The sequence below is a fragment of the Candidatus Fokinia solitaria genome (assembly GCF_003072485.1).
GTDB classification, from domain to species: domain Bacteria; phylum Pseudomonadota; class Alphaproteobacteria; order Rickettsiales; family Midichloriaceae; genus Fokinia; species Fokinia solitaria.
Genome location: NZ_CP025989.1, coordinates 356,447 through 378,664 on the forward strand (window position 1 = coordinate 356,447; position 22,218 = coordinate 378,664).

The following is a 22,218-nucleotide window of genomic DNA, read 5'->3' on the forward strand; positions in this document are numbered from 1 at the left end:
AAGTTATGAATGAAAATAGTATGTGGTATGTGGTATACGTGATACCTGGAAAAGAGCAGTACTTCATAGATGCTTTACAAAAAAAGAAGGAAAAAGTGGCATTTTCTGTGCTGGATATTCTTTCACCTATCGAAAAGGTGTTGGTGTCAAAGAATAACAGAAAAAAAGAGATGGTGAAAAGAGCACTTCCTGGATACGTTTTTCTCAAGATTTCTAAGATATCCGATGAATTGATAAAATTTCTCAGAGATACTAATCATGTTTCAGGCTTCTTAGGAGGTTCGTCGCCATCTCCAATTACAGAAGAGGAAGTACAAACGATGTTGAATTCAGTACAAAGTAAGAGAGAAATGCTTGATGCTATACCGGAGTTTTGTATTGGAGATAATGTTAGTATTGTAGAAGGAGCATTTGAGGGCTTTTTAGGGATAGTGCAATCTGTAGATAAAGAAAAATCTACACTTGGTGTAACACTATCAATATTTGGAAGAGAAAATTTAGTATCCGTAAGCTTTATGCAAGCTAAGAAAGGTAAGTAAGATCTGTGTAGAAATTTTGAGAAAGCAATTATATCTATCTCATTTTTGTTATGTATGTGAGAGTTGAGTAATCTAGATCTTTAGTAGTAGAAAAGAATCATATACAAGTACTGATGTCATTACCGACTACACTATTGTCAATTACTCATCGTTTATGGAAGAATATAAGTGCTTTCATGAAGATAAGATAAGTTTATACCAATCCGTTGTTAAGCATCAAAGTATCAGAAAGCACCTAATCAAATATACGTTAAGTAAAATACGATATTAAAAGAATATTTTCCATTAAACCTTATGTATGACAATTTGTATGTTTATAACATCTACTCTTCCATCAAGAGATGATATATCAATTTCAAATTTGTTACTTGTAACATCACTCATTATCGAAGAAACTTCAGCTTCGGTAGCGAGAGTTGTAGTAAGTATATATGTTTTAAAACGAGCCACTATATCACTGATTTGTTGGACATTCTCTCGCAGTAGTACATTAATTCTTATTTTCTGTGTGATTTCAAGATTTTCCTCTTTTCTAGATTGTTGTATAAAGCGGACTAAATCTCTCGCAATGCCTTCGTCAATTAATTCTTGAGAGAGCGATGTATCTAATATCACTACGCCATCGGATAGCACTTTTGCTACATTTTTATATTTTTCTTTAATTTCTAATGCTTTTTGAAATTCGCCTTCATTCAATGTCACTCCTCCAACAATTAAGCTATTTTTAGTATAGCTAAAGTCTTTCTTTTTGAAAGCGGATAATATTTGTTTCACATGTTGAGGTCTTGTTTTTCCGAGTGTTGGTAAATTTAGCTTAAAAACTAAGTCAGCATATTGAACGATTTCCGTTTTATCAGCGTTAATCCATTCTTTTACGTTAATTTCATCTAGTATAATTTCTCTCATCTCATTGCTAAATTCAAAATCTGATACTCCAATAAAAGTAACGCATTTCAATGGTTGTCTGATCCTAATTTTTTGTTCATTTCTTATAGCCAGTGCGTTATTACACGCTAATCTTACCCTTTCCATATTACTTATTAACGATTCTGATATCTCGAACTGCGATAATTCAGGATACTCTTCTAGATGTACGCTTTTTTGATAATTTCCATCAATTTCTGATAGTCCTAGATAAATTGCTTCCGACAAAGTAGGTGCGAGAGGTGCGAGTATTTTACAAAGAGTAAATAAGACAGTATACAACGTGTTAAATGCCTCTTCTTTCTGTGCATTGTATCCGCTTTGCCAAAATATATGCCTAGATCTTCTAACGTACCAGTTATTCAATACTTCTAAAAAAGATGCTACTTCCTGTATGCATATGGCGGTATCGTAATTTTCCATAGCATTTTTTATTATTATCCATGTTTTTAGCAATTTTTGCAGTATATAGCGATTCAGAAGCGAGTGAGCAGTATCGATATTGCGAGGTGTTACTTGATCAATCTTTAGGTAGAGCATTAGGAAATTGTACGTACTCCATAGTGGCTTTACTACACCTTTGATTATGTTAATTGCACCTGTTACATCAGAATCTATAACGATATCTTCACCTTTTATTGCTTGTGAAGATAACATAAAGAGCCTTACCGCATCGGAACCTAATTTTTCTAGAGTTTTAAGAGGATCAGGGAAATTTTGCAGTCTTTTAGATAATTTCTTTCCGTCTGTACCTAGTACTACGCCGTGCGCTATGCAGTTCTTAAAAGGAACTGTATTAAACAATGCTGTTGCTAAGACAAGCATTGTATAAAACCATCCTCGAGTTTGTGCTGCATACTCGACTACGAATTCTGCGGTAAAGTGAGACGCTGTATCGGTAAAAGGATGGCCGTATTGAGCAAATGGCATTGCGCCACTTTCAAACCAACAGTCAAAGACTTCTTTAACTCTTACAAGTCGTGATTTTCCCGTAGGATCTGATGGATTAATTTTTGTAAGACTGTCAATGAATGGTCTATGTAAGTTCGTTACTTTTATTCCAAAACTTTTTTCAATCTCTTCAATTGAGCCATATACTTCGACATGAGGATATCGAGGATCATCACTTTCCCATACTGGTATAGGGCAGCCCCAGTAACGAGTTCTTGAAATTGACCAATCTCGAGCATTTTCAAGCCATTTACCAAAAAGACCATTTTGTATATGAGAAGGATGCCACTTGATATGCTGATTTAATTTTAGCATTTTCTCTTTAATTTGAGTAACGGCAAGGTACCATGACGGTACAGCGCGGTATATCAATGGAGTATCTGTACGCCAGCAGTGAGGATAGCTGTGAAAATATTGTTCTGTTTTTAACCACGCATTTTTAATCTTTAACGCTTTTATAATATCGATCTCGGTATCAAATACTTGACGTCCTACGTAATCTGTTACTGGAAACGTAAATTTGCAACCATCATCTATCGGACATACAGGATTTACATTATATAATTTCGCAAGATTATGATCGTCTTCGCCGAATCCAGGTGCTATATGAACTATGCCTGTGCCATTCTCAATTGTAACGAAATCGCCATGTACAACTTTGAAAGCATTTTGTTCATTAGTAAAATACTGAAATAGAGGCTTATACTGAATGCCAATCAAATCTTTTCCTAGTACCGTGCATATTATGTCATTTCCTACTTCTTCCGCGTATTTTGGCAATAATACTTCTGATATAATGAAGATCGTGCTTTCATGTTCAACTATTGCGTATACGATATCTTGATTAACAGCTAGAAGAAGATTCGATGTAAGAGTCCATGGAGTAGTTGTCCAAGCGAGTAATGCTATTCTTTTATTTTTCCCTACTAAGGAAAATAAGTAATCAGATTCTACTACTTCAAAAAGTACCGTGACAGCTTTACTTTCTTTTTCCCTATATGAATTATCCAAACGCGTTTCGAAGTCGGAAATAGGAGTTTCGCACTTCCAAGAGTATGGCATTATTCTCGATGCTTTATATATAAGATCATCAGCATAAAGCTTCTTGAAGCACCAAATAACACTTTGCATATAGCTTATATCCATAGTCTTGTACTCTTCATTACTTCTTAGCCATCGTGCAGATTTAGAAAAGTATTGAAGCCATTCATCGGTGTATTTCAAAACGCTTTTACTACAATGATCGTTGAATTTTTGTATACCGAGATCTTCTATTTGAGCTTTTCCTATGATATTTAACTCTTTTTCCGCTTCAAGTTCTGCTGGTAAGCCATGGCAATCCCAACCGAGCTTAAATATGACTTTTTTACCTAGCATTGTATGATATCGTACGAAGCAATCTTTAATATACGATGTTAGTATGTGTCCCCAGTGAGGCATGCCATTCGCAAATGGAGGACCATCATGAAAAGCAATTTCATCACCGTCTTTATTTAGCACAAGAGAACTTATCTGATTTTCTTGCCAGTATTTTTGGATTTGTTTTTCAATTTCGGAAAAATTACTGTGTAACGATAAATCCGAAAATGCCGTAACGGTATCTAAGTGAACGATATCGATATTATTGTTTTTAGAAGTGGATTTTCTCATCTATATTTTAAGACGCATTCTATAGCGAACGACATTGTACTGTATAGACTGAAAATCATCAATAAAAGTGTGTTTTAAGCAGTATCATATGCGTTATATGATTTGCTGAGAAGTTTTAAATAAGCTACGTATCGCTTGCTGTTTCAAACCAGCAAGTGATACATATTGCGCGTGTTCGTAAGAATTATTCTCCGTGACACTGTTTACTGTTAAATTTGCAGTAGTATTGTTGTAATTTCTCCAATTCTTCTTTCCATTTTTTTAAGACATGTTCTGCACTTTCAGAATGTAAACCTGCAATTGTAGTAGCATTTGTATGAGCATTCTGTAGCATTTCTTGCACGATATTCACAAAATGATGATATGGCGCTGTAGCACAGTGTTCTTGAGCGCCGTTTGTTCCGCATTTATTCACGAAATTTTTAATATGTTCGCACATTGCTGACATTGCTTCATGATATTTTTTAGCAGTCTTCAATATGTGATGTGGAGTATCATGTTTTTCCATGGATTGAGCGAAATCGCTGTTTCCTTCGATTTTTTTGTAGAGATCATGAGCCGCATGAGGATGGTTATGCATGAAATGAGCCGCATGAGCCGCCAAGTGAGGATGTTGGTACATGAAATGTGCTGAGGTTCGGGAGAAGATTGAAAGAAGGCCTTGAGGCGCGAGGGTGATCCGAGATGGGGGAAGGAGTCGGGGAGAGGGGTGGTTGGGAGAGGAGGGGTTAATGGTGGGGCTAGGAACGGGGTTTGGTTGTTTGGGAAGAAATGGGAAGTGGAAGAGCGCTATGATTGTTTGAGGCAATGAGCCGCATCAGATGGTTATGGATAAATGAGCGCATGACCGCCAAGTTATGATGTTGGTACATGAATTTCGCTAAATGCGTATGACTGTGGCGAAGTGAGCCGCATGAGGATGGTTATGCATGAAGAGCGCATGAGCCGCCAAGTGAGGATGTTGTACATGAAGTTCGCCAAGTGCGGATGACTGTGGAGGAAATGAGCTAAATGAGGATGGTTATGCATGAAATGAGCTGCATGAGCCGCCAAGTGAGGATGTTGGTACATGAAGTGCGCCAAGTGCGGATGACTGTGGAGGAAATGAGCTAAATGAGGGTGATTATGCATGAAATGAGCTGCATGAGCCGCCAAGTGAGGATGTTGGTACATGAAGTGTGCTAAATGCGGATGACTGTGGAGGAAATGATGATGTGCTTCCATATCGTTATGTAAATATGACATATTAATGATATTGATTTGATTAATAATATACTACTATCTTAATATCATTTTTATATAAGAACAAGGTATAATAGTAAATTATTTATTTTCTTTTATAATTTAAGGGAGAAATTTTATTCTTATAAATGTATTGAATATTGAAGAATAGTGAATTTTCTCATATACGAGAGCAGTACTTCCATCAAAGTGAAAATGCAAAAGAAAAAAAATATACTTTTCTGTGTGATGCTATAGAGCATTAATTATTAAAAAAGCAATTATAAAATGCAGATTCTCTTAAAAAAGATAAAAACGGAAGCTAATGTATATTAGTATACTAAGAGTACGATATATTAAAATATTAAAGCGAAGCGGTAGAGATAGTTGTTTATCAATCATTTCCGATACGTTTTTTTTGATTCTCTTCAGTATTTTTCTTCAAAGTATAATGAATCTCTTTACTTAAACGTGATTCTAAGTCTTTCGGCTATTAGTACGAAGATAAAAATTTCAGCATAGTGGAAGAGTTTAAAGTTTCTCAGAAATATGATGCTTATAACTATTCAAAGAGCAATTTATGTTATAATTCTATTGTCTTTTATTGATGTAGAGTACTTGGCGCCCATCTTATATGCGATAAATATCCATAAAGCGCATGCGATAGAGATGAATATATCATTGCTTAGCAAGACTAAAAATGTACCGACTTTAGTTGCTATGTTCGAGCTGAAGTAGTTGAATATATTTGTAATTGCTTTAGCGCCTTTAATTGCGAATGCATCAAGAACAAACTTTGATTTTAGTTGTATATCGCGCGAAGTAATAATGTATAAACTCTCTCTAATAGGAGTATTTAAGCTATAGCTTAAAGCATGTAGTATGACATAAGCGTATATAATAAAATGTGCGTTGAATATGTAAAATCCTAGTAGTACTGCTGTTATCAGAGGCATTATCAACAAAGCCTTTGCTGTACCTAGCGTTCTCATCACACCATTTGTTAGAAATATGGAAAGTAAAAAGCCTACAAAATGCATGTATAAAATTTGAATATAAGAACCACTCGCTATTTGACTCACTGAATTGATAGAGCCAGTACTTTTAAGTTTTATGCTTGAGCTAACGAGTAATATGATTCTTTGGAAACTTACAAATTCTGTTATTAATTCCAAGCAGAAAATTAATCCAAATATTCCAAGTACATACCTATTGTGTAAGATGAGTCTTACTCCTAAAAAGATGCCTGTTTTAGAAATTTTTTCAGAAAGTATAGAAGTACCGAGATATCCCTCGAAAACATTTCTTTTGAAAAGTTTTGTTGCAATCAATAGAGTGATAAGTGCCGTAAAGAGCATCGTAATAGCATACGTTATGACGAGCTTTATTTTCTGTATATCAGTTGTGCATCCAAGCATTTGATCAAAAAACCCTTTCATGATGCAATGCGCTACGTATACTGATATCATTCCTCCAATTTTAGAGCAAGATACTATAAATCCGTATATTCTTTCCGAGCTTTTAGGATTATTAATAGAGTTTACGAAAGCCCAAAATGTACTCACCAAAAATACCATATATCCTTCAGAGAACATGAAAAATGTCCAAGATGCCGCCTTTTCTCTGAAAGTAAGAAATGGTAATGACTCAGCATTCATCTTATCGAACGGCACTACGAATAAAAGTAGCAGTCCAAGAGCGATCCACATGCATATGTATAACTTCAGAAGTGATATTCGTCTTACTCTATCAGCGAGGTAAGCATCTATAAAAATCCACGGAAATAGTAATCCTAATGTCGTGAGTTTTGCTAATGGTACGTTTTTTACTCCGACCAATGCAGAGAATACGATATTTTGCAATTCATGTACGACGGAGTATGAGCCTATCAGCATTGCAAAGAGAAAACCGCTTAAAAGAAGTTTTTTCCCCTCTATTGCGTTAAGAGAGAAGAATCGTACGAAGAGGTGTTTAAAGTTGAATCCACGCGTAGTTACATACAACTTCTTTGAGATATTTTTCAGAGTACTAGCGGATTCTCCTGCTATAGACGATAGTCGTTTTATTATTGGTACCTTCATGTGTTTTGACCGAAATGTATCATAATTTTACCATGAGTCAAGTATCTATTGTCATCCACAGTGAGTTTTATGATAGCCTTTATGAAATCGTTATATCAATTGAAGTAGAGTATCTTATCGTAAGTACAAGTGAAAACACGTAGCGAAATTACTCGTAAAAGATTGAAGCATTTTAAAATTACGTCAATTTTTCCCTATTACTTCCCTTTTACCAGAGTGACTAGGAGAGGTAACGATACCTTCTTTTTCCATTCTTTCCACTATACTTGCAGCTTTATTGTATCCTATTCTAAAAAATCTCTGAACATAGCTGATACTTACGCGATTTTCTTTGATAACCATTTGTACTGCATCGCGATATAGTTTCTCATCTTCATTTTGAATATGTTCGCCGTGAGAATGAGCATTGTAATTTTGAAAGTAATTACTTTGATTATGCGTGTTTTCTTTTGAATTACTTGTACTATAGCTTTCATTTTCCGTGTAGTAAGCAGGTCTTCCTATGCTACGAAGAAAGTCCGCAACTTTTTCAACATCTTTATCATTCACAAACGGTGCATGTATGCGAGTGGCCTTCTTTCCTGGTATAACGTATAGCATATCTCCTCTTCCTAGTAGTTGTTCAGCACCATTCTCTCCTATAATAGTTCTACTGTCTATTTTAGAAGCGACTTGAAAACTTATTCTAGTTGGAAAATTAGCTTTTATAATTCCCGTTACTACATCTACAGAAGGTCTCTGAGTTGCCATTATGATATGCATGCCAGATGCGCGTGCCATCTGTGCTAAGCGTTGTATACATTCTTCTACTTCCTTACCTGCAACTAGCATTAGATCTGCCATCTCATCTACTATGATGACGATATACGGAATTTTCTCTTTCTTGAATGATACTTTTTCAAAAATTGGATTTTTACTCTCTTCATCGAATCCGACTTGCATGTGTTTGACTATTTCGTCTGAAGTAGTGCGATCTATCATATCGTTATATGCCGTTATATTTCTTACGCCTAGAAGCGACATCATTCTATATCTTCTTTCCATCTCGTTAATTGCCCATCTTAAGGCTTCTACTGCGACTCTCGGATCTGTTACAACAGGCATTGCAAGATGAGGGATGTCTCTATAGACAGAGAGTTCAAGCATCTTAGGGTCTATCATGATAAACTTACACTCTTCCGGAGTATATTTATACAGAATTGAAAGTATCATATTGTTTACTGCTACCGATTTTCCGGAGCCTGTAGTACCTGCCATCAACAGATGCGGCATAGCAGCAAGATCGGCTACATGAGGTGCACCTGAGATTGTTTGACCGAGAATGAGTGGTATTTTCGCTTCCGTATGAGTATAACTGTAGTGCGCTAATAGCATTCTTAATGAGACGAGATCGCGTACTTTATTAGGTAGTTCTATACCTAGTGCATTATTTTCCGATATTATGGAAATTCTTGCAGATTCACATTTCATGGATCTTGCTATATCTTCGGCTAATCCTATAACTCTTGAAGCTTTTGTCCCTGCAGATGGTTCAAGTTCATATAATGTTACGAGAGGGCCTTTTGCTTTAGATACTATTTTTCCTTGAATACCGAAGTCATGAAGGATGTGCATCAAATCATCTGATCGATCTTCATCATCGAGGCTTTTATATGAATTATCCTCTAGAAGAATGAGAGGCGGTATCTTACTGAAATTCGTTTTATCCTTCTGTTTTTGAGAAAATTCGATTTTTCTATTGCTGAATGTTACCTTTTTCAGTTCACCTTTTTCAGGAGTGAAGTTTTCTTTCTTTTTGCCGCATAAGGATAATATGTATTTTAGTATTGCCAGAACTCTTATTCGTATGGAAAATGCTATAAATAGAACTACGATACTAAATAAAAGAAAGATAACACCTACTGCATGAAATGGAAAGGTACTACCTAAAAGATGCAATAAGTAGAATCCGAGATATCCTCCATAATAATACTTTATATTCATCTTATACGACGGCATTGTGTCTTCAATAGCAGGAAATAAAGCAATTTTTTCAAAGATATATGTAGTGCAGGTACAGGCTAGAGGTAATAAAATGAATAATGCTGAGAGATTGTAATCTCTAATCAGCGCATTACCATTCAATAGCCTTTTTATATTATGAAATAAGAAGAACAGTGGTATTGTGAACGATATGATACCAAACGCTTGAAAGGAAAATTCGAGTATTGATGTAGCTGCGAGATTGAGGTAAGTGACGGTAGCATGCGTATGCTGATTTTTTGACGATACATAGAGAAAAGATTCATGATCATGCATCCAGAAATCGATTCCGAATATTGTGATAGATACAGTTAGAAGTAGAAATCCGTATACTATGAGCTTGTCCGTAAAGTTCATGATTATTAACTTTTTGAATGCAGCTATTGCATGTACTGTTTACTTGATTAAATTATAAGTAGCAACAATACAATGGCTAAGATAAATCAAAAACTTATATGAATGACGCAAAGGAATTCGATATCATGATCGAAATTAAACGAGGAAGTAATGTAAAATATGAATTTGATGCTGATTACAGATGCTTGAGATTAGATAGAATACTTCCTACTAGTATGGTATTTCCTGTTTCTTATGGTTTTTTTACGGAAGTAAAAGGAGAGGATGGAGATCCATTGGATGCTTTACTGATGTCTTCTTCCGATATTTCTAACGGTATTGTAATAAAAGGGAGAGTAATAGGAGTAATGCGTATGGAAGATGAGAAAGGAATTGATGACAAGATATTATTAGTGCCATCAAAAAAAATAGATAAAATGATGTCTCATGTAGATTCTTATTTATCTCTCAATGCTGAATTACTGGAACAGATAGAACATTTCTTTACACATTACAAGGATATGGAGAAAAAAGACGGAAAATGGGTGAAGGTTCTAGGATGGAGAGATTCTAACGAAGCGTTTCGAATTATCGAAGATTGCTTACAAAAATACGGCCCTCAAAAATTTATGTAATTATTAATAATTTCGATGTCTTCAGAATTTATAAGCGCAAAAAGATTGCAGGAGTTAATAGCGGAATCGATAGGTGTAATTCAAAGATTTCTTTGAAGTCAATAATATCGCGAAAGAATTAGAAGAGCTTGATGAGAAGATACAATCTCAGGACTTATGGAGTGATACAAAGCTTGCCTCTTCATTATTGCGAAGACGTAGTGTACTTGTTGAATATGTGGATAACTACAAGAGCATAGTAGATGAGTTTGAGGTGATGACAGCGCTTGCTGCTGAATGCCGTGAAGATGAAGTTGATGAGGAAGTTTACAAAGAACTTTGCAGAATACAGAAATTTTCCCGTGACATAGAAGTAGCTACTCTTTTTAGAGATGAGCAGGATTATGGCAATTGTATATTAGAAATTCATTCTGGCGCAGGTGGCACGGAAAGCGATGACTGGGCGGAGATGTTGCTGAGAATGTATTCAAGATGGTCAGAGAGTAAACGTTATTCTTCTTCCATCTCTTATATGCTGCATGGAGAAGAAGCAGGAATAAAATCTGTAACTGTGAAAATAGAAGGGAAAATGGCGTATGGCTTACTTAAGACGGAAAATGGAGTACATAGGTTAGTTAGAATTTCACCTTTTAATAAGGAGAGGAAGAGACATACAAGTTTTGCAAGTGTTACTGTTGTGCCTTTGATTGATGACGATTTTAGTATAGATATTAATGAATCTGAGTTACGTATTGATACTTATAGATCATCAGGAGCAGGGGGGCAGCATGTCAATACTACCGATAGTGCGGTGAGGATTGTGCATCTTCCTAGTGGTATCACTGTGCAGTGTCAAAATAATAGATCTCAACATAAGAATAAAGAAGAATGCATGAGAGTCTTAAGATCTAAGTTATATGCATTAGAATTGAAACGGAGAAGTGAAGCTAAAAACAGTATGGAAGAAGATAAATTACAAATAGGATGGGGGTCTCAAATACGTTCATACGTTTTACATCCATATCAGATGGTGAAGGACTTAAGAACAGGTTATCATGAAGGAGATGCACAGAGTGTGCTTGATGGTAGTATAGACGATTTTATAAAGCATACTCTGCGTCATATGATCTCAAGTGAAGAGTGTGAAAAGAAAAAGTAAGGTTTAATGGAAAATATTCTTTTAATATCGCATTTTACTTAACGTATATTTGATTAGGTGCCTTCTGATACTTTGGTGCTTAACAACAGATTGGTATAAACTTATCTTATCTTCATGAAAGCACTTATATTCTTCCATAAACGATGAGTAATTGACAATAGTGTAGTCGGTAATGACATCAGTACTTGTATATGATTCTTTTCTACTACTAAAGATCTAGATTACTCAACTCTCACATACATAACAAAAATGAGATAGATATAATTGCTTTCTCAAAATTTCTACACAGATCTTACTTACCTTTCTTAGCTTGCATAAAGCTTACGGATACTAAATTTTCTCTTCCAAATATTGATAGTGTTACACCAAGTGTAGATTTTTCTTTATCTACAGATTGCACTATCCCTAAAAAGCCCTCAAATGCTCCTTCTACAATACTAACATTATCTCCAATACAAAACTCCGGTATAGCATCAAGCATTTCTCTCTTACTTTGTACTGAATTCAACATCGTTTGTACTTCCTCTTCTGTAATTGGAGATGGCGACGAACCTCCTAAGAAGCCTGAAACATGATTAGTATCTCTGAGAAATTTTATCAATTCATCGGATATCTTAGAAATCTTGAGAAAAACGTATCCAGGAAGTGCTCTTTTCACCATCTCTTTTTTTCTGATTTATCAGTATACGGTATTCTTAGTACTTCTGATTATTGATATCGACTATTAATTCTCGCATCTCATCTGCATTGTTCACTACTGTATAATGACACGAAGACATTCCTGAACTATCTAATTCGCATAGTCCTATCTCCTCTCCTTGTTCTACTATACCTTTCCAGAAATTTTTATGATTGAGTAAAAGAAGTGGTTTTGAGTGTAAGCCAAGTTTCTTCGCTACAACAATTTCGAAAAATTCGTCCAATGTACCATATCCTCCAGGTAGTGTAAGAAAAGCATCAGAACGTTCTATTATCATATGTTTTCTCGAGAAAAGGCAAGGAGTCAAGATTGTTTCCGAAATACCAGTATGTCTCTCAGATTCTATGAGAGATATTTCCGGAAAGATACCTACTACTCTACCACCTAAACTAAGTGCAGTATCAGCGATAACACCCATCAGACCTCTATTGCCTCCACCATAAACGATAGTAATATCGAGTTCACAAAGATATGTTGCCACTCTAACGGCAAGATCTACAAAATCTCCTGTTCCAGATCTTGCACCACAAAAGATCCCGATACTTTTTATCATATGAACTACAAAAAACTTTTGTAGATTGTATTACACATAACGTGAAAGCGCAATAAAATGTGTGATAGTGATAGATAATTGTAAGAATTTCGCGGAGTCGATTATAAAAAGCCCATTGTTTGTAGTTTCTGAAGTAGTTCATTTTCAGAGTGCACTATAGGAACGTTCATTTCTTTTATTTTTTCTAAGTACTCATTTCTTTTTGCGTGACACCCTCCGACGAATGCGAGTACTGGTACCTTAGCGGCAAGCGCTGCACTAATGCCAGGTACACTATCTTCTATAACAACGCAATATTGTGGCTCTGTATCATGCTGTTTTATAGCGTGTAAGAATAAATCCGGAAATGGTTTCGGTCTCGCTACGTCTTCTGCCGTGAAGATTTTACCTTTGTCAAAGAATTCGCTTTGTCCGGTATTTTCCAGTATTTTCTCGATCGTACTGAAATTATTATTAGAGGCGATGCATTTTAGAATATTACCATTATGCAATGCTTTTATCACGTTTAGTATAAGCGGTTGTGATTCTTCTGTTACGGCTTTACTCATTTCGCTTAGCCATTCTTTTGTGAAATGTTCTGGTAAAGACAATCCATGTTCTTCTAGTAGTGCTGTGATACTTTGAAAATGCTGACCGAAGAGACTTCCAAGTATCTGTTTTGCTTGAGCGTTTTGTATTTCATCAAATGGCAGATTGTCGAGCTTTTTTTGATTAATTTTCGCTACCACTATCTCGCTATTGACTATCACTCCATCAAAGTCAAATATTACAACTTTATTCATTCATCTTTGTAAATCATAATAACCCCTTATTGTGCTTATCAATTTCTATAATATCAAGATATAAAATACATTTACTTGAGATTTAGCGGATAATCAAATTGAGTATATGATTTCTAGTACATGTATGTTACGATCTACTAAAAATTAGTTTTTGCGCGTGAATCCGGTATATGTATTCGATTGCATAGCAGTATTCGTAATAGTAGTATCTGTATTTGCAGGGTGGAGTCGTGGTTTTATAGCCTCCGCATTGAGTTTTGCAGGATGGTTTTTGTCTGTATTCTTGACTTATGTAGGATATCCATTTGTTGAGCCTTTTTTAAGAGAAAGATTTCATTCTGATGTAGTAGTATTTGCTATAGGGTACATTGGTGTATTGTTCGGATTATTGATGATTATAGGGGTATTCAATCTATTTGTGGTTAGTGCGTTAAAGCCTATTTCAGGTAATATTTTGGATAAATCGCTAGGATTAGTGTTTGGTATTGGAAGAGGAGTGGTAATATGTACCGTCGGATTGATCGTAGTATATGCTATATATGCCGCTTATTCAAAGAAAGAGTATCATAAAGCGAAGGACGAGATGTCGGAATTTTTCATTGTAAGTAATGTGTTTTTTGTGATAGATAAATCACATGATGTAGTATTTTTGATGATGCCACATCAAATGGCAGATGATATCTTAAAAATTGGATCTCAAAAAGATGACATATAAACTTAATATATCAAAGAACAGAAAAGCATATCATAATTATACCGTAGATAGTACTTATGAAGCGGGTATAGCGCTGCGTGGTAGTGAAGTTAAGTCACTTCGTAAGAATAAGACATCATTAAGTGAATCATATGGAAGTTTAATAAAAGGAGAATTATTTTTGCTAAATTTGCATATACCTCAATATGAATGTACAACCGCATTTCTATTAGATTCGAGACGGCCGAAAAAATTATTGCTACATAAAAGAGAAATTAATCGAATCATAGGTAAAATGAAAAAAAATCACTTTACTATAATACCGTTGGAAATGTATTTGAACGAAAGAAGTTTGATAAAGGTAGCGATAGGAGTATGCAAAGGAAAAACAAACTATGATAAAAGAGAGTCTATAAAGAAAAGAGAGATTGAGAGAGAAATGAGAAGAGATGTGAGTAATCAAGAATAATCCGAATCTTTTGATGGTTAGTTTATCATATAGATATCTTTTTTGAGGCGGCGTACCTCTTAGATTGTATGTCGCGATCGAATGTCGTATTTGATGATTTTTTGCGATAGTGTTTTCTTTATATCGATGATGACTTCATTCTAGTTAATAGAGTATCTTTTTAAGATATAATCCATGTGGCGGCGCCATCACGTGACATTCTTTCCTTGATTTACTCTCTAAAACTGTGAGCAATTTTGTAATATCCCACTTTCCTGCACCTACACAGAACAATCCTCCTACTAGTAATCTGACTTGATTATGTAAAAAAGATTTTGCGCCAAATTCTATACTAATAGTTTTTTCTAGCGGAAAGTTAGATTCTGAGATGTTGATGTAATCGATAGTCCTTATAGGAGATTTTGCTTGGCATCTTGGAGAGCGAAAAGCGGTAAAGTCGTGAGTGCCTACAAGTATAGTGGCTGCTTCCATCATTGCAGATACATTTAACTCAAGGTTAAAAATATGCCATACTCTTCCGTAAAATAATGCGGTAGGTGCATCGCGATTCAATATATTATAGCAATATATGCGTTGTTTAGCAGAAAGTCTTGCATCAAAAGAAAGATCAACATTCTCTATACTGAGTACTATTATACCTGTGTTTTTTAAAAAATAGTTTAGAGTTGTGCAAATTTTTTTCAGCTTTAAAAGTATATCAGTATCAAAATGCGCCACTTGGTTGATAGCGTGTACTCCGCTATCAGTACGTCCAGCAACAAATAATGATATATTTTTCGAAAGAACAGCTAAAAGAGTATCTTCTAATTTTTGTTGCACACTTATACCATGAGAAGATGGTTGTTTTTGCCATCCTATAAATTTGGTGCCATCATATTCTAACTTCATCTTGTATCTATATAGCATGGTATATTGCGGTATGTTTTTTTTTAATCTGATTTTCGAAATAATCTATGTACTTTAGATTATAACAGATTTTGATCTTTTCTTGATAGTATGAAGCATATTGCTATTTGAAATAAGTTTTTCAGATTATTTTTACAATAAGGGTATAAATTGCAACATTACAATAAGATAGCAGGAGAAATATATGGATCTCGCATGAAGATACCGAAGTAGGTGAGAGTAGTGCTAATTGAAGAATTTTTGTTTTTTTAGAAGTATAATTGAATGGTATAATGAACAGTAAGGAATTAACCAAAATAAGAGAAATTTTCACAGTATTGCGTACAGTGATTTGATACATCTGAATAGCTTCGTTTCTACTTTTCATGAAGAGATTAAAGTAAGAATAGCGAAACTTTAGAGGCATCAGTAAAGCTTTATTTTCTTTGTACTGAAGGTAACGACATATATCTTGTTGTGATGAGAGCGCGTTAAAATCCGCATTACTTGTAGAGATATACTTCTGCTTCAGTGCGCAAAAAGTTAGTGATAACTTTACACTAGAATTCTAAAAATGCTTAACTTTAAAGCGATAGTAACTAGCCTAAGTCCGTAATAAATATCGTACTCTCAGGAAGAAGATCTTGATTGATCTTGAAAATTTTCATCTGTTTCTCGCTGATATATGAAGTATAATCTTTCATCTCCGGCTGTAATGGAGGAAAGTTACCATTCTTATTTTTTAAAATGCTTAAAGCAAGTTGCGCTGTTTTAAGTCCTATATTTCTGTAATTAATGCCAAAGCTAGCTAATGCGTATCCGTCTACTACTGCTTTATTATCAGAATTTATTATCGGTATACCTAACTTTTGACATTCTTGCGCAATTATTGGTATGGCAGGTTGTATCACTCCACTTGTGCCAACGTATAGGAAATCGATCTTATTTTTGAATTTTTGTAATTGCATTTGTATATCCTGTGCTGAATGTACAGGGTAAGACACTAATTCGAAATTGCTATTCATAGACGCACTCTTCATTTCATCCAGGAGATGAGAATCACTCGCTTCTCCGGTGCTATACAACATTCCGACTCTATGCGCATTTGGCATGATTTTTTTCACGAAATCTAACATGAAGCTAAGATTCTGTTTTTCAGAAACGCCAGTGACATTACGTAAAGGATGTTTAGCATCTGTCAATATACCAGCCTTTACCGGATCATTTACTGCTGTAAATATTACTGGTATATCTCTTACCATGCGCTTTGCACTTTGCGCCACCGGAGTAGTGATTGCAATCATCACTTCTGGTCTGAGTGAATGCAGATATGCTACTACTTGAGGAATTAGCAATTGATCAAAATTTGCATATTCTACTTTATATGTGATCTTCCTTTCTCCTTCTCTATTTTCTTTTGCAATTGCTTTAAAGATTTCATCTGTTATCTCATCTAAAGAGCTATGCATGCCATAACTAGCGATACCGATAACTGTACTACTTCTTGTATGGAGTAGAATGTACACTACTGAAATTAGTGTCGCACTGGCAAGAATAAAAAGAAAAGCTTTCTTAGCCACGGATTTGGCAAAACTTTAAAAAGAAGGCAATTATAGCCTTATATAAGATAGTTTCAAGTACTTATTCGATCTACTTTGTTATTTTTATCAATTTTGTTCTTGAAGTTATTCCTTTTATAATAGTTATATCACCTTTTGAAATATTGAAATAAGTCGCTAGTAATCTGATAAGTGCATCATTTGCTTTGCCATTTTGAGGGACTGCATTGACTTTAATTTTTAATGTTTTATTGCCAAAAAGATCTTGCTCAAATCCTACAACTTCATTCTTAGAAGCATTTACTATCACTTTTACCTCTATTATCACTTTACATATTTTTAAAATATGATACAGGCGTACTTTACGAGAATTATACCTCGCTTTCCAGTATGAAGCATGTAAAACCTTGTTTTTTGGAAGATGGAAGAAATTTTTGCAAAACACACTTGTTTTTATAAGTTAGTGCCAATACATCTGTTCTAATCTATTTATCGTATTTGAAATGGAGAGTAGATTTTTTTCTTATATTTTATCAGCTATCTTATACCTTACGCTTCTTTCGAATGTTGCGTACGCTAGATGGGAATCAGTTGAAGATGTGCACGTAAAATGTAAGTTATGGAATGTTGATATACATGTTGCTGCTGACGGTAAAGCAGAAGTGCAAACAACTGAAGAATATGAGATTGTAAATGAAAGGGCGCGGAAAGAATACGGAACATATACTTTGTTATATGGAGAAAATTCTAGCAAGATAGAGATTTTAGAGGCGAAAGTTATAAATGGTAAAGAATCTTATGAAGTGTCCAAAGATTCGATAGAAATTAAGCCATTGGCAAGTAGTACCATAGGATTTGATGATGTTATTCAAGTCATTGTGTCATTTCCTAATGTAAAGGTAGGGAGTAAGTTATTTTTGAAATATAAGAAAAGCATCTTCAAGCCTGTACACTTGAATCATTACATCAATTCGCTGTTTTTAGGTTCTGTTTATACTGAAAAATTCAAAATGAACTTGCATTCAGAAATTCCGTTAAGATTTTCTGTCAATGATCCGGATAATTACTTCGCGATAAAAAGCGATTTAGATGAGAAATCTAAGAGGGCGAAAAATATTACACTTACGCTTAAAAAGCCTGTTATCATACGTGTTACGGAAGAGAATGATTCTTATATTAGCATAGAAAATTATCCAGCAGCATTCTTTTCATCATTTGAAAATTCGCAAGAATTCGGTAATTCATTTACTCCAAGATTTGAAGGCGTTATATCGGAGGAGTTACCTCCATTGCTTCAGGAGATAAAAACACAAGCTATGAAATGCACCGATATTATCACGAAGCTTAACGTAATTACCTCGTTACTAAATGAAAAAGTGAGATATATGGGAGATTGGCGAGAAGTAGAAGGAAAAGTATTTCCTCGTAGCTTGAAAAAAGTTGCTGATACAGGGGTTGCAGATTGTAAAGAATTTTCTTCTTGTGTCGCAGCAATCTTAAGAAAGATGGGGATGGAAGTGAATGTGGCATTAGTGCATCGAGGAAAGATATATCAGAGTGGCAGTAGTAGCGGAGGAGAAGCACTGATGTATGAATGCAATCATGCGATAGTACGAGTAAAGGAGGGCGGTAAAGTATACTGGATAGATCCAACAAACTTTATCAGCATGGCAGATGGTATATTTAGTGATATCAGCGGAAGAGGAGCGATAGTATTGAAGGAAGGAGGTGCAATAGTAGATAATATACCGGAAGTAGATTATACACATGCAGTAACGAAGATAGAATCGAAAGTAGAGTTATTGAATAAGGAGAAGAGAGAGGTACATGAAGAGGGAAAGATAGAGGTGTGTGGAGAGAATGCAATACCATTTACAGGAGCAGAGCTACTATATCCTAGAAACGCTATAGAACGTGCATTGTTTTATATAATAGTAGAGGGTGTAGGTGAAACAACAGACTATTCTTCTCTTAAAAAGAAAGCTATCCATATTCCTTCCCTTACTTCTAGAAATGTGAAAACTATCCCTATTAAGTATAGTTATATCATTCCTAATGCTTACTCTATAACGAATATGGGCTTTGGTGCTTCTATACAGTGGTCAGAGTTCGAGCAATACATAAGTGTTTTTGATGATAGAGTGAGTAGCTTGTTTGTGCATTCACCTTATTCTATTTTTTCAAAAAAGCTGTTTCTCAATATGAGTGCAGAGAATCTGCAAATTTTGAATTTTCAGATCACTTCTCCGTGGTTAATAGCTAAACAATCGGTAAAATCAAATGGAAAAGATTTAGAAATACAGAGAGAGTTACACGTATTAAGAAAAATCATCACTCCGAAAGAAATGCACTCTAAAAGCTTTCGTGATATGCAAGAAGAGTTACGAAAACATGCAGAAGTGGTATTAATATTTAACGCTAAACAATAGAAATTGTTCTAAACGTCCTTTATTTCCTTGGTAAATTGAGAAAAGCTGAACATTATGTAAGGAAATAGTATCATCTTAAGAAGTGCCGTAATAAGTAGAATTCTCAAGAGAAAAATGTTATAAAGTTTGTTGAAATTTACTTACTCTTATATCAGGAAAATGACTACTACTTTCAAAAAGGACTCTAATAATCAAGAAGGGCGCGATATTGCATTGAAAACAGCAATATCTGCTATAAAAAAAGCGCATGGTTCAGGAGCAATAATGGTGCTTGGCGAAGAGAGACAAGAATTTGTAGAAACTTTTCCGAGTGGATCTATAGGATTAGATATAGCACTCGGAAATGGCGGCTTTCCAAAAGGTAGGATAATCGAAATTTACGGATTAGAAAGCTCTGGAAAAACTACCATTGCGCTGCAAGCTGTAGCTGAAGTGCAAAAAAGAAATGGTGTTGCAGCTTTTATAGACGCAGAACATGCTTTCGATAGATCTTACGCCTCAAGAATCGGAGTAGATGTTGAGAATTTAGTCGTTTCTCAGCCCGATTATGGAGAACAGGCATTGGAGATCGTAGATACGTTAACACGTTCTGGCTCTGTTGATATTATAGTAGTTGATAGTGTGGCGGCTTTGGTACCTAAAGCTGAGATAGAAGGTGAGATGGGAGATCAGCATATGGGATTACAAGCACGTTTAATGAGTCAAGCTTTGAGAAAACTTACAGGTGTAATATCAAAGAGTAAGTGCACTCTTATTTTTATCAATCAGATTAGAATGAAAATAGGAATCTCTTTTGGCAATCCTGAGACAACTACTGGTGGTAATGCGCTAAAATTTTATTCTTCGATTAGGTTGGAAGTGAGAAAATCTGAATCGATAAAAGATAAAGAAGAATTTGTCGGTAATAGAGTAAAAGTTAAAGTCGTGAAGAATAAACTTTCTTCTCCGTTTAGGATAGCAGAATTTGACATAATATATGGCGAAGGTATATCTAAAGTAGGTGAGTTAGTAGATATTGGCGCGGATATGAGTATCGTGGAAAAAGCTGGAACTTGGTATTCTTATAACGGAGTGAAGATAGGGCAAGGACGCGAAAATGCAAAAAGATATCTTAAAGAGAACAGCGCAGTAGCGGAAGAGATTACTGCTAAAATAATGGCAGCTACCTCTCAAAATCAAACAGTATCCTTACGTGAAGTAGAGGAGCATGCAGATGAGGCAAACTTAAGCGATCTCGAAGGATAATTTTTCTTTACTGTAGTGAGAGTTGATTATCAGTATTTCTTAGAAGCTACCGTCCGAGCTGCTATTGCTGCAGCTAAGAGTAGAGGAAAAGGCGACAGCAAGGCATCAGATGCCGCTGCTGTGGATGAAATGCGCGCATATCTAAACGGATTGAGTTTTAGATCGAGGGTGATAATAGGAGAGGGGGTAAGAGACAATGCACCAATGCTGTTTCGAGGAGAGGTGTTAGGTATTGATGAAGGAGAATTATGCTGCGATGTTGCTGTTGATCCATTAGAGTGTACTGATTGTTGTGCAGGCAATAAAAATGGCGCTATTTCAGTAGTCGCTGTTTCTGATATAGGCGGTCTTTTGGAAGCAGATGATGTGTATATGTATAAAATCGTGTATGCAGTAAATGATGCTATACCTCATGAAGTAGATGCCGATACCTCTTTAGAGGATATTTTATCTATCGTCGCTACTAGTAAAGGGAAAAAAATTTCCGAATTGTGCGTATGTATTCTGAATAGAAAGCGGCATCATGGTATTATAAAATTACTCAGAGAGATGGATGTTACAGTGTCTTTAATAGACGATGGAGATGTGCTTGCTTCGATTATGGCTGTTATGCCAGATTTTGATATTGATATATATGTTGGTGTAGGAGGTGCACCTGAAGGTGTAATATCTGCTGCTGCTATAAAAGGACTAGGTGGAGTGATGCACGCTAAAATGCTTCACGACATTTCATCTGAGACTGAAATCGATAAAGCGCTGTTAAAACAATATCGAAATATGACACTTAGTGATTTATCAAAAGATGAAAGTGCTGTGTTTATCGCTACTGGAATTACAGATAACGCAATGATGAAAGGTGTGATATTTGAAGGCGAGAACGTTATTACTGAATCAATTGTGATTGAAGTAGCTACCTCTAAAATGATGAAAATACAGATTAAAAAGCGCGCGAAGTAGAAATTCAAGATGCGAAGAGAGTTGAAAGATAATCCTGTTGAAACAGTACTTATCTGCTTCACATATAAGTTATAGAATACAAACTGAATGCACTTGTAATTTTCTGATCTTAGTAAAATAGCAAAAACTTGACTGATTATATTACTGATGAGTGCGATATCATAGAATAGTTCGTTAGTGATGTAATAGATGTCAGCGAATATATAGCCGATACTTATTGCATTATGAATCGCTATCTGAACAAGATTTCGAATTATTTGGCGCTAAAAAAAGAAGCGAAGAAGAAGAGAGGTAAGTACCGAAGTAAGAATTAAGCTTATACCACTTTCATAGATTATGCGTGAAAGAAAGTTATGCAATGGTGACGAAAAAACTAAAGAACGGTATCGAGAAAATTTTAGAAAATTCGCTATGAAATGCACGAGATTTTACTGATAAAGCATATAAA

The 22,218-nt window shown here is 35.2% G+C and carries 18 protein-coding genes; 8 read left to right on the top strand and 10 right to left on the bottom strand.

Annotation, left to right across the window (positions count from 1 at the left end):
• The first annotated feature begins 5 nt into the window (after nt 1–5).
• Nucleotides 6–539: a transcription termination/antitermination protein NusG gene (gene nusG, locus Fsol_RS01670; RefSeq protein WP_108673169.1), complete on the top strand. Its 534-nt coding sequence runs from the start codon at nt 6–8 to the stop codon at nt 537–539.
• Nucleotides 540–824: 285 nt separating this feature from the next.
• Here the strand turns inward: nusG (Fsol_RS01670) and ileS are convergent, their stop codons facing one another.
• From ileS to Fsol_RS01690, 4 genes are all read right to left on the bottom strand, one after another.
• Nucleotides 825–4,064 carry an isoleucine--tRNA ligase gene (gene ileS, locus Fsol_RS01675; RefSeq protein ID WP_108673170.1) on the bottom strand — a complete coding sequence of 1,080 codons (3,240 nt, stop codon included), beginning with the start codon at nt 4,062–4,064 and terminating at the stop codon, nt 825–827.
• Nucleotides 4,065–4,248: 184 nt separating this feature from the next.
• Nucleotides 4,249–4,572 (bottom strand): hypothetical protein, encoded by a 324-nt coding sequence (locus Fsol_RS01680; protein ID WP_233485221.1) that lies wholly within the window; start codon nt 4,570–4,572, stop codon nt 4,249–4,251.
• A gap of 1,291 nt (nt 4,573–5,863) precedes the next feature.
• Complete coding sequence (locus Fsol_RS01685) at nt 5,864–7,366, bottom strand: NTP/NDP exchange transporter (protein WP_108673172.1); 1,503 nt, start codon at nt 7,364–7,366, stop codon at nt 5,864–5,866.
• A 183-nt stretch (nt 7,367–7,549) separates the two neighbouring features.
• Nucleotides 7,550–9,745, bottom strand: a complete 2,196-nt coding sequence (locus Fsol_RS01690) for a DNA translocase FtsK (RefSeq protein WP_233485222.1) — start codon at nt 9,743–9,745, stop codon at nt 7,550–7,552.
• Between the two features lie 98 nt (nt 9,746–9,843).
• On the opposite strand from Fsol_RS01690, the gene Fsol_RS01695 reads away from it, so the two are divergent.
• On the top strand, nt 9,844–10,359 hold the full coding sequence (locus tag Fsol_RS01695; protein ID WP_108673173.1) for an inorganic diphosphatase: 516 nt from the start codon (nt 9,844–9,846) through the stop codon (nt 10,357–10,359).
• A 15-nt stretch (nt 10,360–10,374) separates the two neighbouring features.
• Nucleotides 10,375–11,497, top strand: a protein-coding gene (gene prfB, locus Fsol_RS01700) for a peptide chain release factor 2 (RefSeq protein WP_199405098.1) whose coding sequence is annotated in 2 segments (ribosomal slippage) — nt 10,375–10,452 and nt 10,454–11,497 — 1,122 coding nt in all. Because the reading frame shifts where the segments join, the coding sequence is not laid out codon by codon here.
• Between the two features lie 292 nt (nt 11,498–11,789).
• Here the strand turns inward: prfB and nusG (Fsol_RS01705) are convergent.
• The 3 genes from nusG (Fsol_RS01705) to Fsol_RS01715 all read right to left on the bottom strand — a co-directional run bounded on the left by nusG (Fsol_RS01705) (nt 11,790) and on the right by Fsol_RS01715 (nt 13,532).
• A complete protein-coding gene (gene nusG / locus Fsol_RS01705; protein ID WP_108673175.1) occupies nt 11,790–12,158 on the bottom strand; it encodes a transcription termination/antitermination protein NusG in 369 nt (122 codons plus the stop codon).
• 34 nt (nt 12,159–12,192) lie between these two features.
• A complete protein-coding gene (locus tag Fsol_RS01710; protein WP_108673176.1) occupies nt 12,193–12,750 on the bottom strand; it encodes an LOG family protein in 558 nt (185 codons plus the stop codon).
• 101 nt (nt 12,751–12,851) lie between these two features.
• Nucleotides 12,852–13,532, bottom strand: a complete 681-nt coding sequence (locus Fsol_RS01715; protein ID WP_108673177.1) for an HAD family hydrolase — start codon at nt 13,530–13,532, stop codon at nt 12,852–12,854.
• A gap of 157 nt (nt 13,533–13,689) precedes the next feature.
• On the opposite strand from Fsol_RS01715, the gene Fsol_RS01720 reads away from it, so the two are divergent.
• The gene (locus Fsol_RS01720) at nt 13,690–14,247 is read left to right on the top strand and encodes a CvpA family protein (protein WP_158521609.1); all 558 of its coding nucleotides are present in this window, start codon (nt 13,690–13,692) and stop codon (nt 14,245–14,247) included.
• Nucleotides 14,237–14,695, top strand: coding sequence for an SsrA-binding protein SmpB (gene smpB, locus Fsol_RS01725; protein ID WP_108673179.1), 459 nt, complete (start codon nt 14,237–14,239; stop codon nt 14,693–14,695). Before Fsol_RS01720 ends, smpB begins: the two co-directional genes overlap by 11 nt.
• Nucleotides 14,696–14,839: 144 nt before the next feature.
• Here smpB and truA read toward each other — a convergent pair whose 3' ends face one another.
• From truA to Fsol_RS01745, 3 genes are all read right to left on the bottom strand, one after another.
• The gene (gene truA / locus Fsol_RS01730) at nt 14,840–15,601 is read right to left on the bottom strand and encodes a tRNA pseudouridine(38-40) synthase TruA (protein ID WP_108673180.1); all 762 of its coding nucleotides are present in this window, start codon (nt 15,599–15,601) and stop codon (nt 14,840–14,842) included.
• 578 nt (nt 15,602–16,179) lie between these two features.
• Nucleotides 16,180–17,160, bottom strand: a complete 981-nt coding sequence (locus tag Fsol_RS01740) for an ABC transporter substrate-binding protein (RefSeq protein ID WP_108673182.1) — start codon at nt 17,158–17,160, stop codon at nt 16,180–16,182.
• A 70-nt stretch (nt 17,161–17,230) separates the two neighbouring features.
• On the bottom strand, nt 17,231–17,584 hold the full coding sequence (locus tag Fsol_RS01745; protein WP_199405099.1) for a DUF167 domain-containing protein: 354 nt from the start codon (nt 17,582–17,584) through the stop codon (nt 17,231–17,233).
• A gap of 58 nt (nt 17,585–17,642) precedes the next feature.
• Between Fsol_RS01745 and Fsol_RS01750 the strand changes: the two genes are divergently transcribed.
• The 3 genes from Fsol_RS01750 (at nt 17,643) to Fsol_RS01760 (ending at nt 21,770) form a co-directional block, all read left to right on the top strand.
• Nucleotides 17,643–19,568: a DUF3857 domain-containing protein gene (locus Fsol_RS01750; RefSeq protein WP_108673183.1), complete on the top strand. Its 1,926-nt coding sequence runs from the start codon at nt 17,643–17,645 to the stop codon at nt 19,566–19,568.
• A 159-nt stretch (nt 19,569–19,727) separates the two neighbouring features.
• Nucleotides 19,728–20,813 carry a recombinase RecA gene (gene recA, locus Fsol_RS01755; protein ID WP_108673184.1) on the top strand — a complete coding sequence of 362 codons (1,086 nt, stop codon included), beginning with the start codon at nt 19,728–19,730 and terminating at the stop codon, nt 20,811–20,813.
• Nucleotides 20,814–20,828: 15 nt separating this feature from the next.
• Nucleotides 20,829–21,770: a fructose-bisphosphatase class II family protein gene (locus Fsol_RS01760; protein WP_108673185.1), complete on the top strand. Its 942-nt coding sequence runs from the start codon at nt 20,829–20,831 to the stop codon at nt 21,768–21,770.
• The last annotated feature ends 448 nt before the right edge of the window (nt 21,771–22,218 follow it).

What these genes read in the sequence shown, in the direction of transcription:
- Fsol_RS01750 (WP_108673183.1), top strand. Translation starts at nt 17,643, where the DNA reads ATGGAGAGTAGATTTTTTTCTTATATTTTATCAGCTATCTTATACCTT.
- Fsol_RS01695 (WP_108673173.1), top strand. Translation starts at nt 9,844, where the DNA reads ATGAATGACGCAAAGGAATTCGATATCATGATCGAAATTAAACGAGGA.
- Fsol_RS01685 (WP_108673172.1), bottom strand. Translation starts at nt 7,366, where the DNA reads ATGAAGGTACCAATAATAAAACGACTATCGTCTATAGCAGGAGAATCC.
- nusG (WP_108673169.1), top strand. Translation starts at nt 6, where the DNA reads ATGAATGAAAATAGTATGTGGTATGTGGTATACGTGATACCTGGAAAA.
- Fsol_RS01710 (WP_108673176.1), bottom strand. Translation starts at nt 12,750, where the DNA reads ATGATAAAAAGTATCGGGATCTTTTGTGGTGCAAGATCTGGAACAGGA.
- nusG (WP_108673175.1), bottom strand. Translation starts at nt 12,158, where the DNA reads ATGGTGAAAAGAGCACTTCCTGGATACGTTTTTCTCAAGATTTCTAAG.
- recA (WP_108673184.1), top strand. Translation starts at nt 19,728, where the DNA reads ATGACTACTACTTTCAAAAAGGACTCTAATAATCAAGAAGGGCGCGAT.
- Fsol_RS01680 (WP_233485221.1), bottom strand. Translation starts at nt 4,572, where the DNA reads ATGGAAAAACATGATACTCCACATCACATATTGAAGACTGCTAAAAAA.
- Fsol_RS01715 (WP_108673177.1), bottom strand. Translation starts at nt 13,532, where the DNA reads ATGAATAAAGTTGTAATATTTGACTTTGATGGAGTGATAGTCAATAGC.
- Fsol_RS01690 (WP_233485222.1), bottom strand. Translation starts at nt 9,745, where the DNA reads ATGAACTTTACGGACAAGCTCATAGTATACGGATTTCTACTTCTAACT.
- truA (WP_108673180.1), bottom strand. Translation starts at nt 15,601, where the DNA reads ATGCTATATAGATACAAGATGAAGTTAGAATATGATGGCACCAAATTT.
- ileS (WP_108673170.1), bottom strand. Translation starts at nt 4,064, where the DNA reads ATGAGAAAATCCACTTCTAAAAACAATAATATCGATATCGTTCACTTA.
- smpB (WP_108673179.1), top strand. Translation starts at nt 14,237, where the DNA reads ATGACATATAAACTTAATATATCAAAGAACAGAAAAGCATATCATAAT.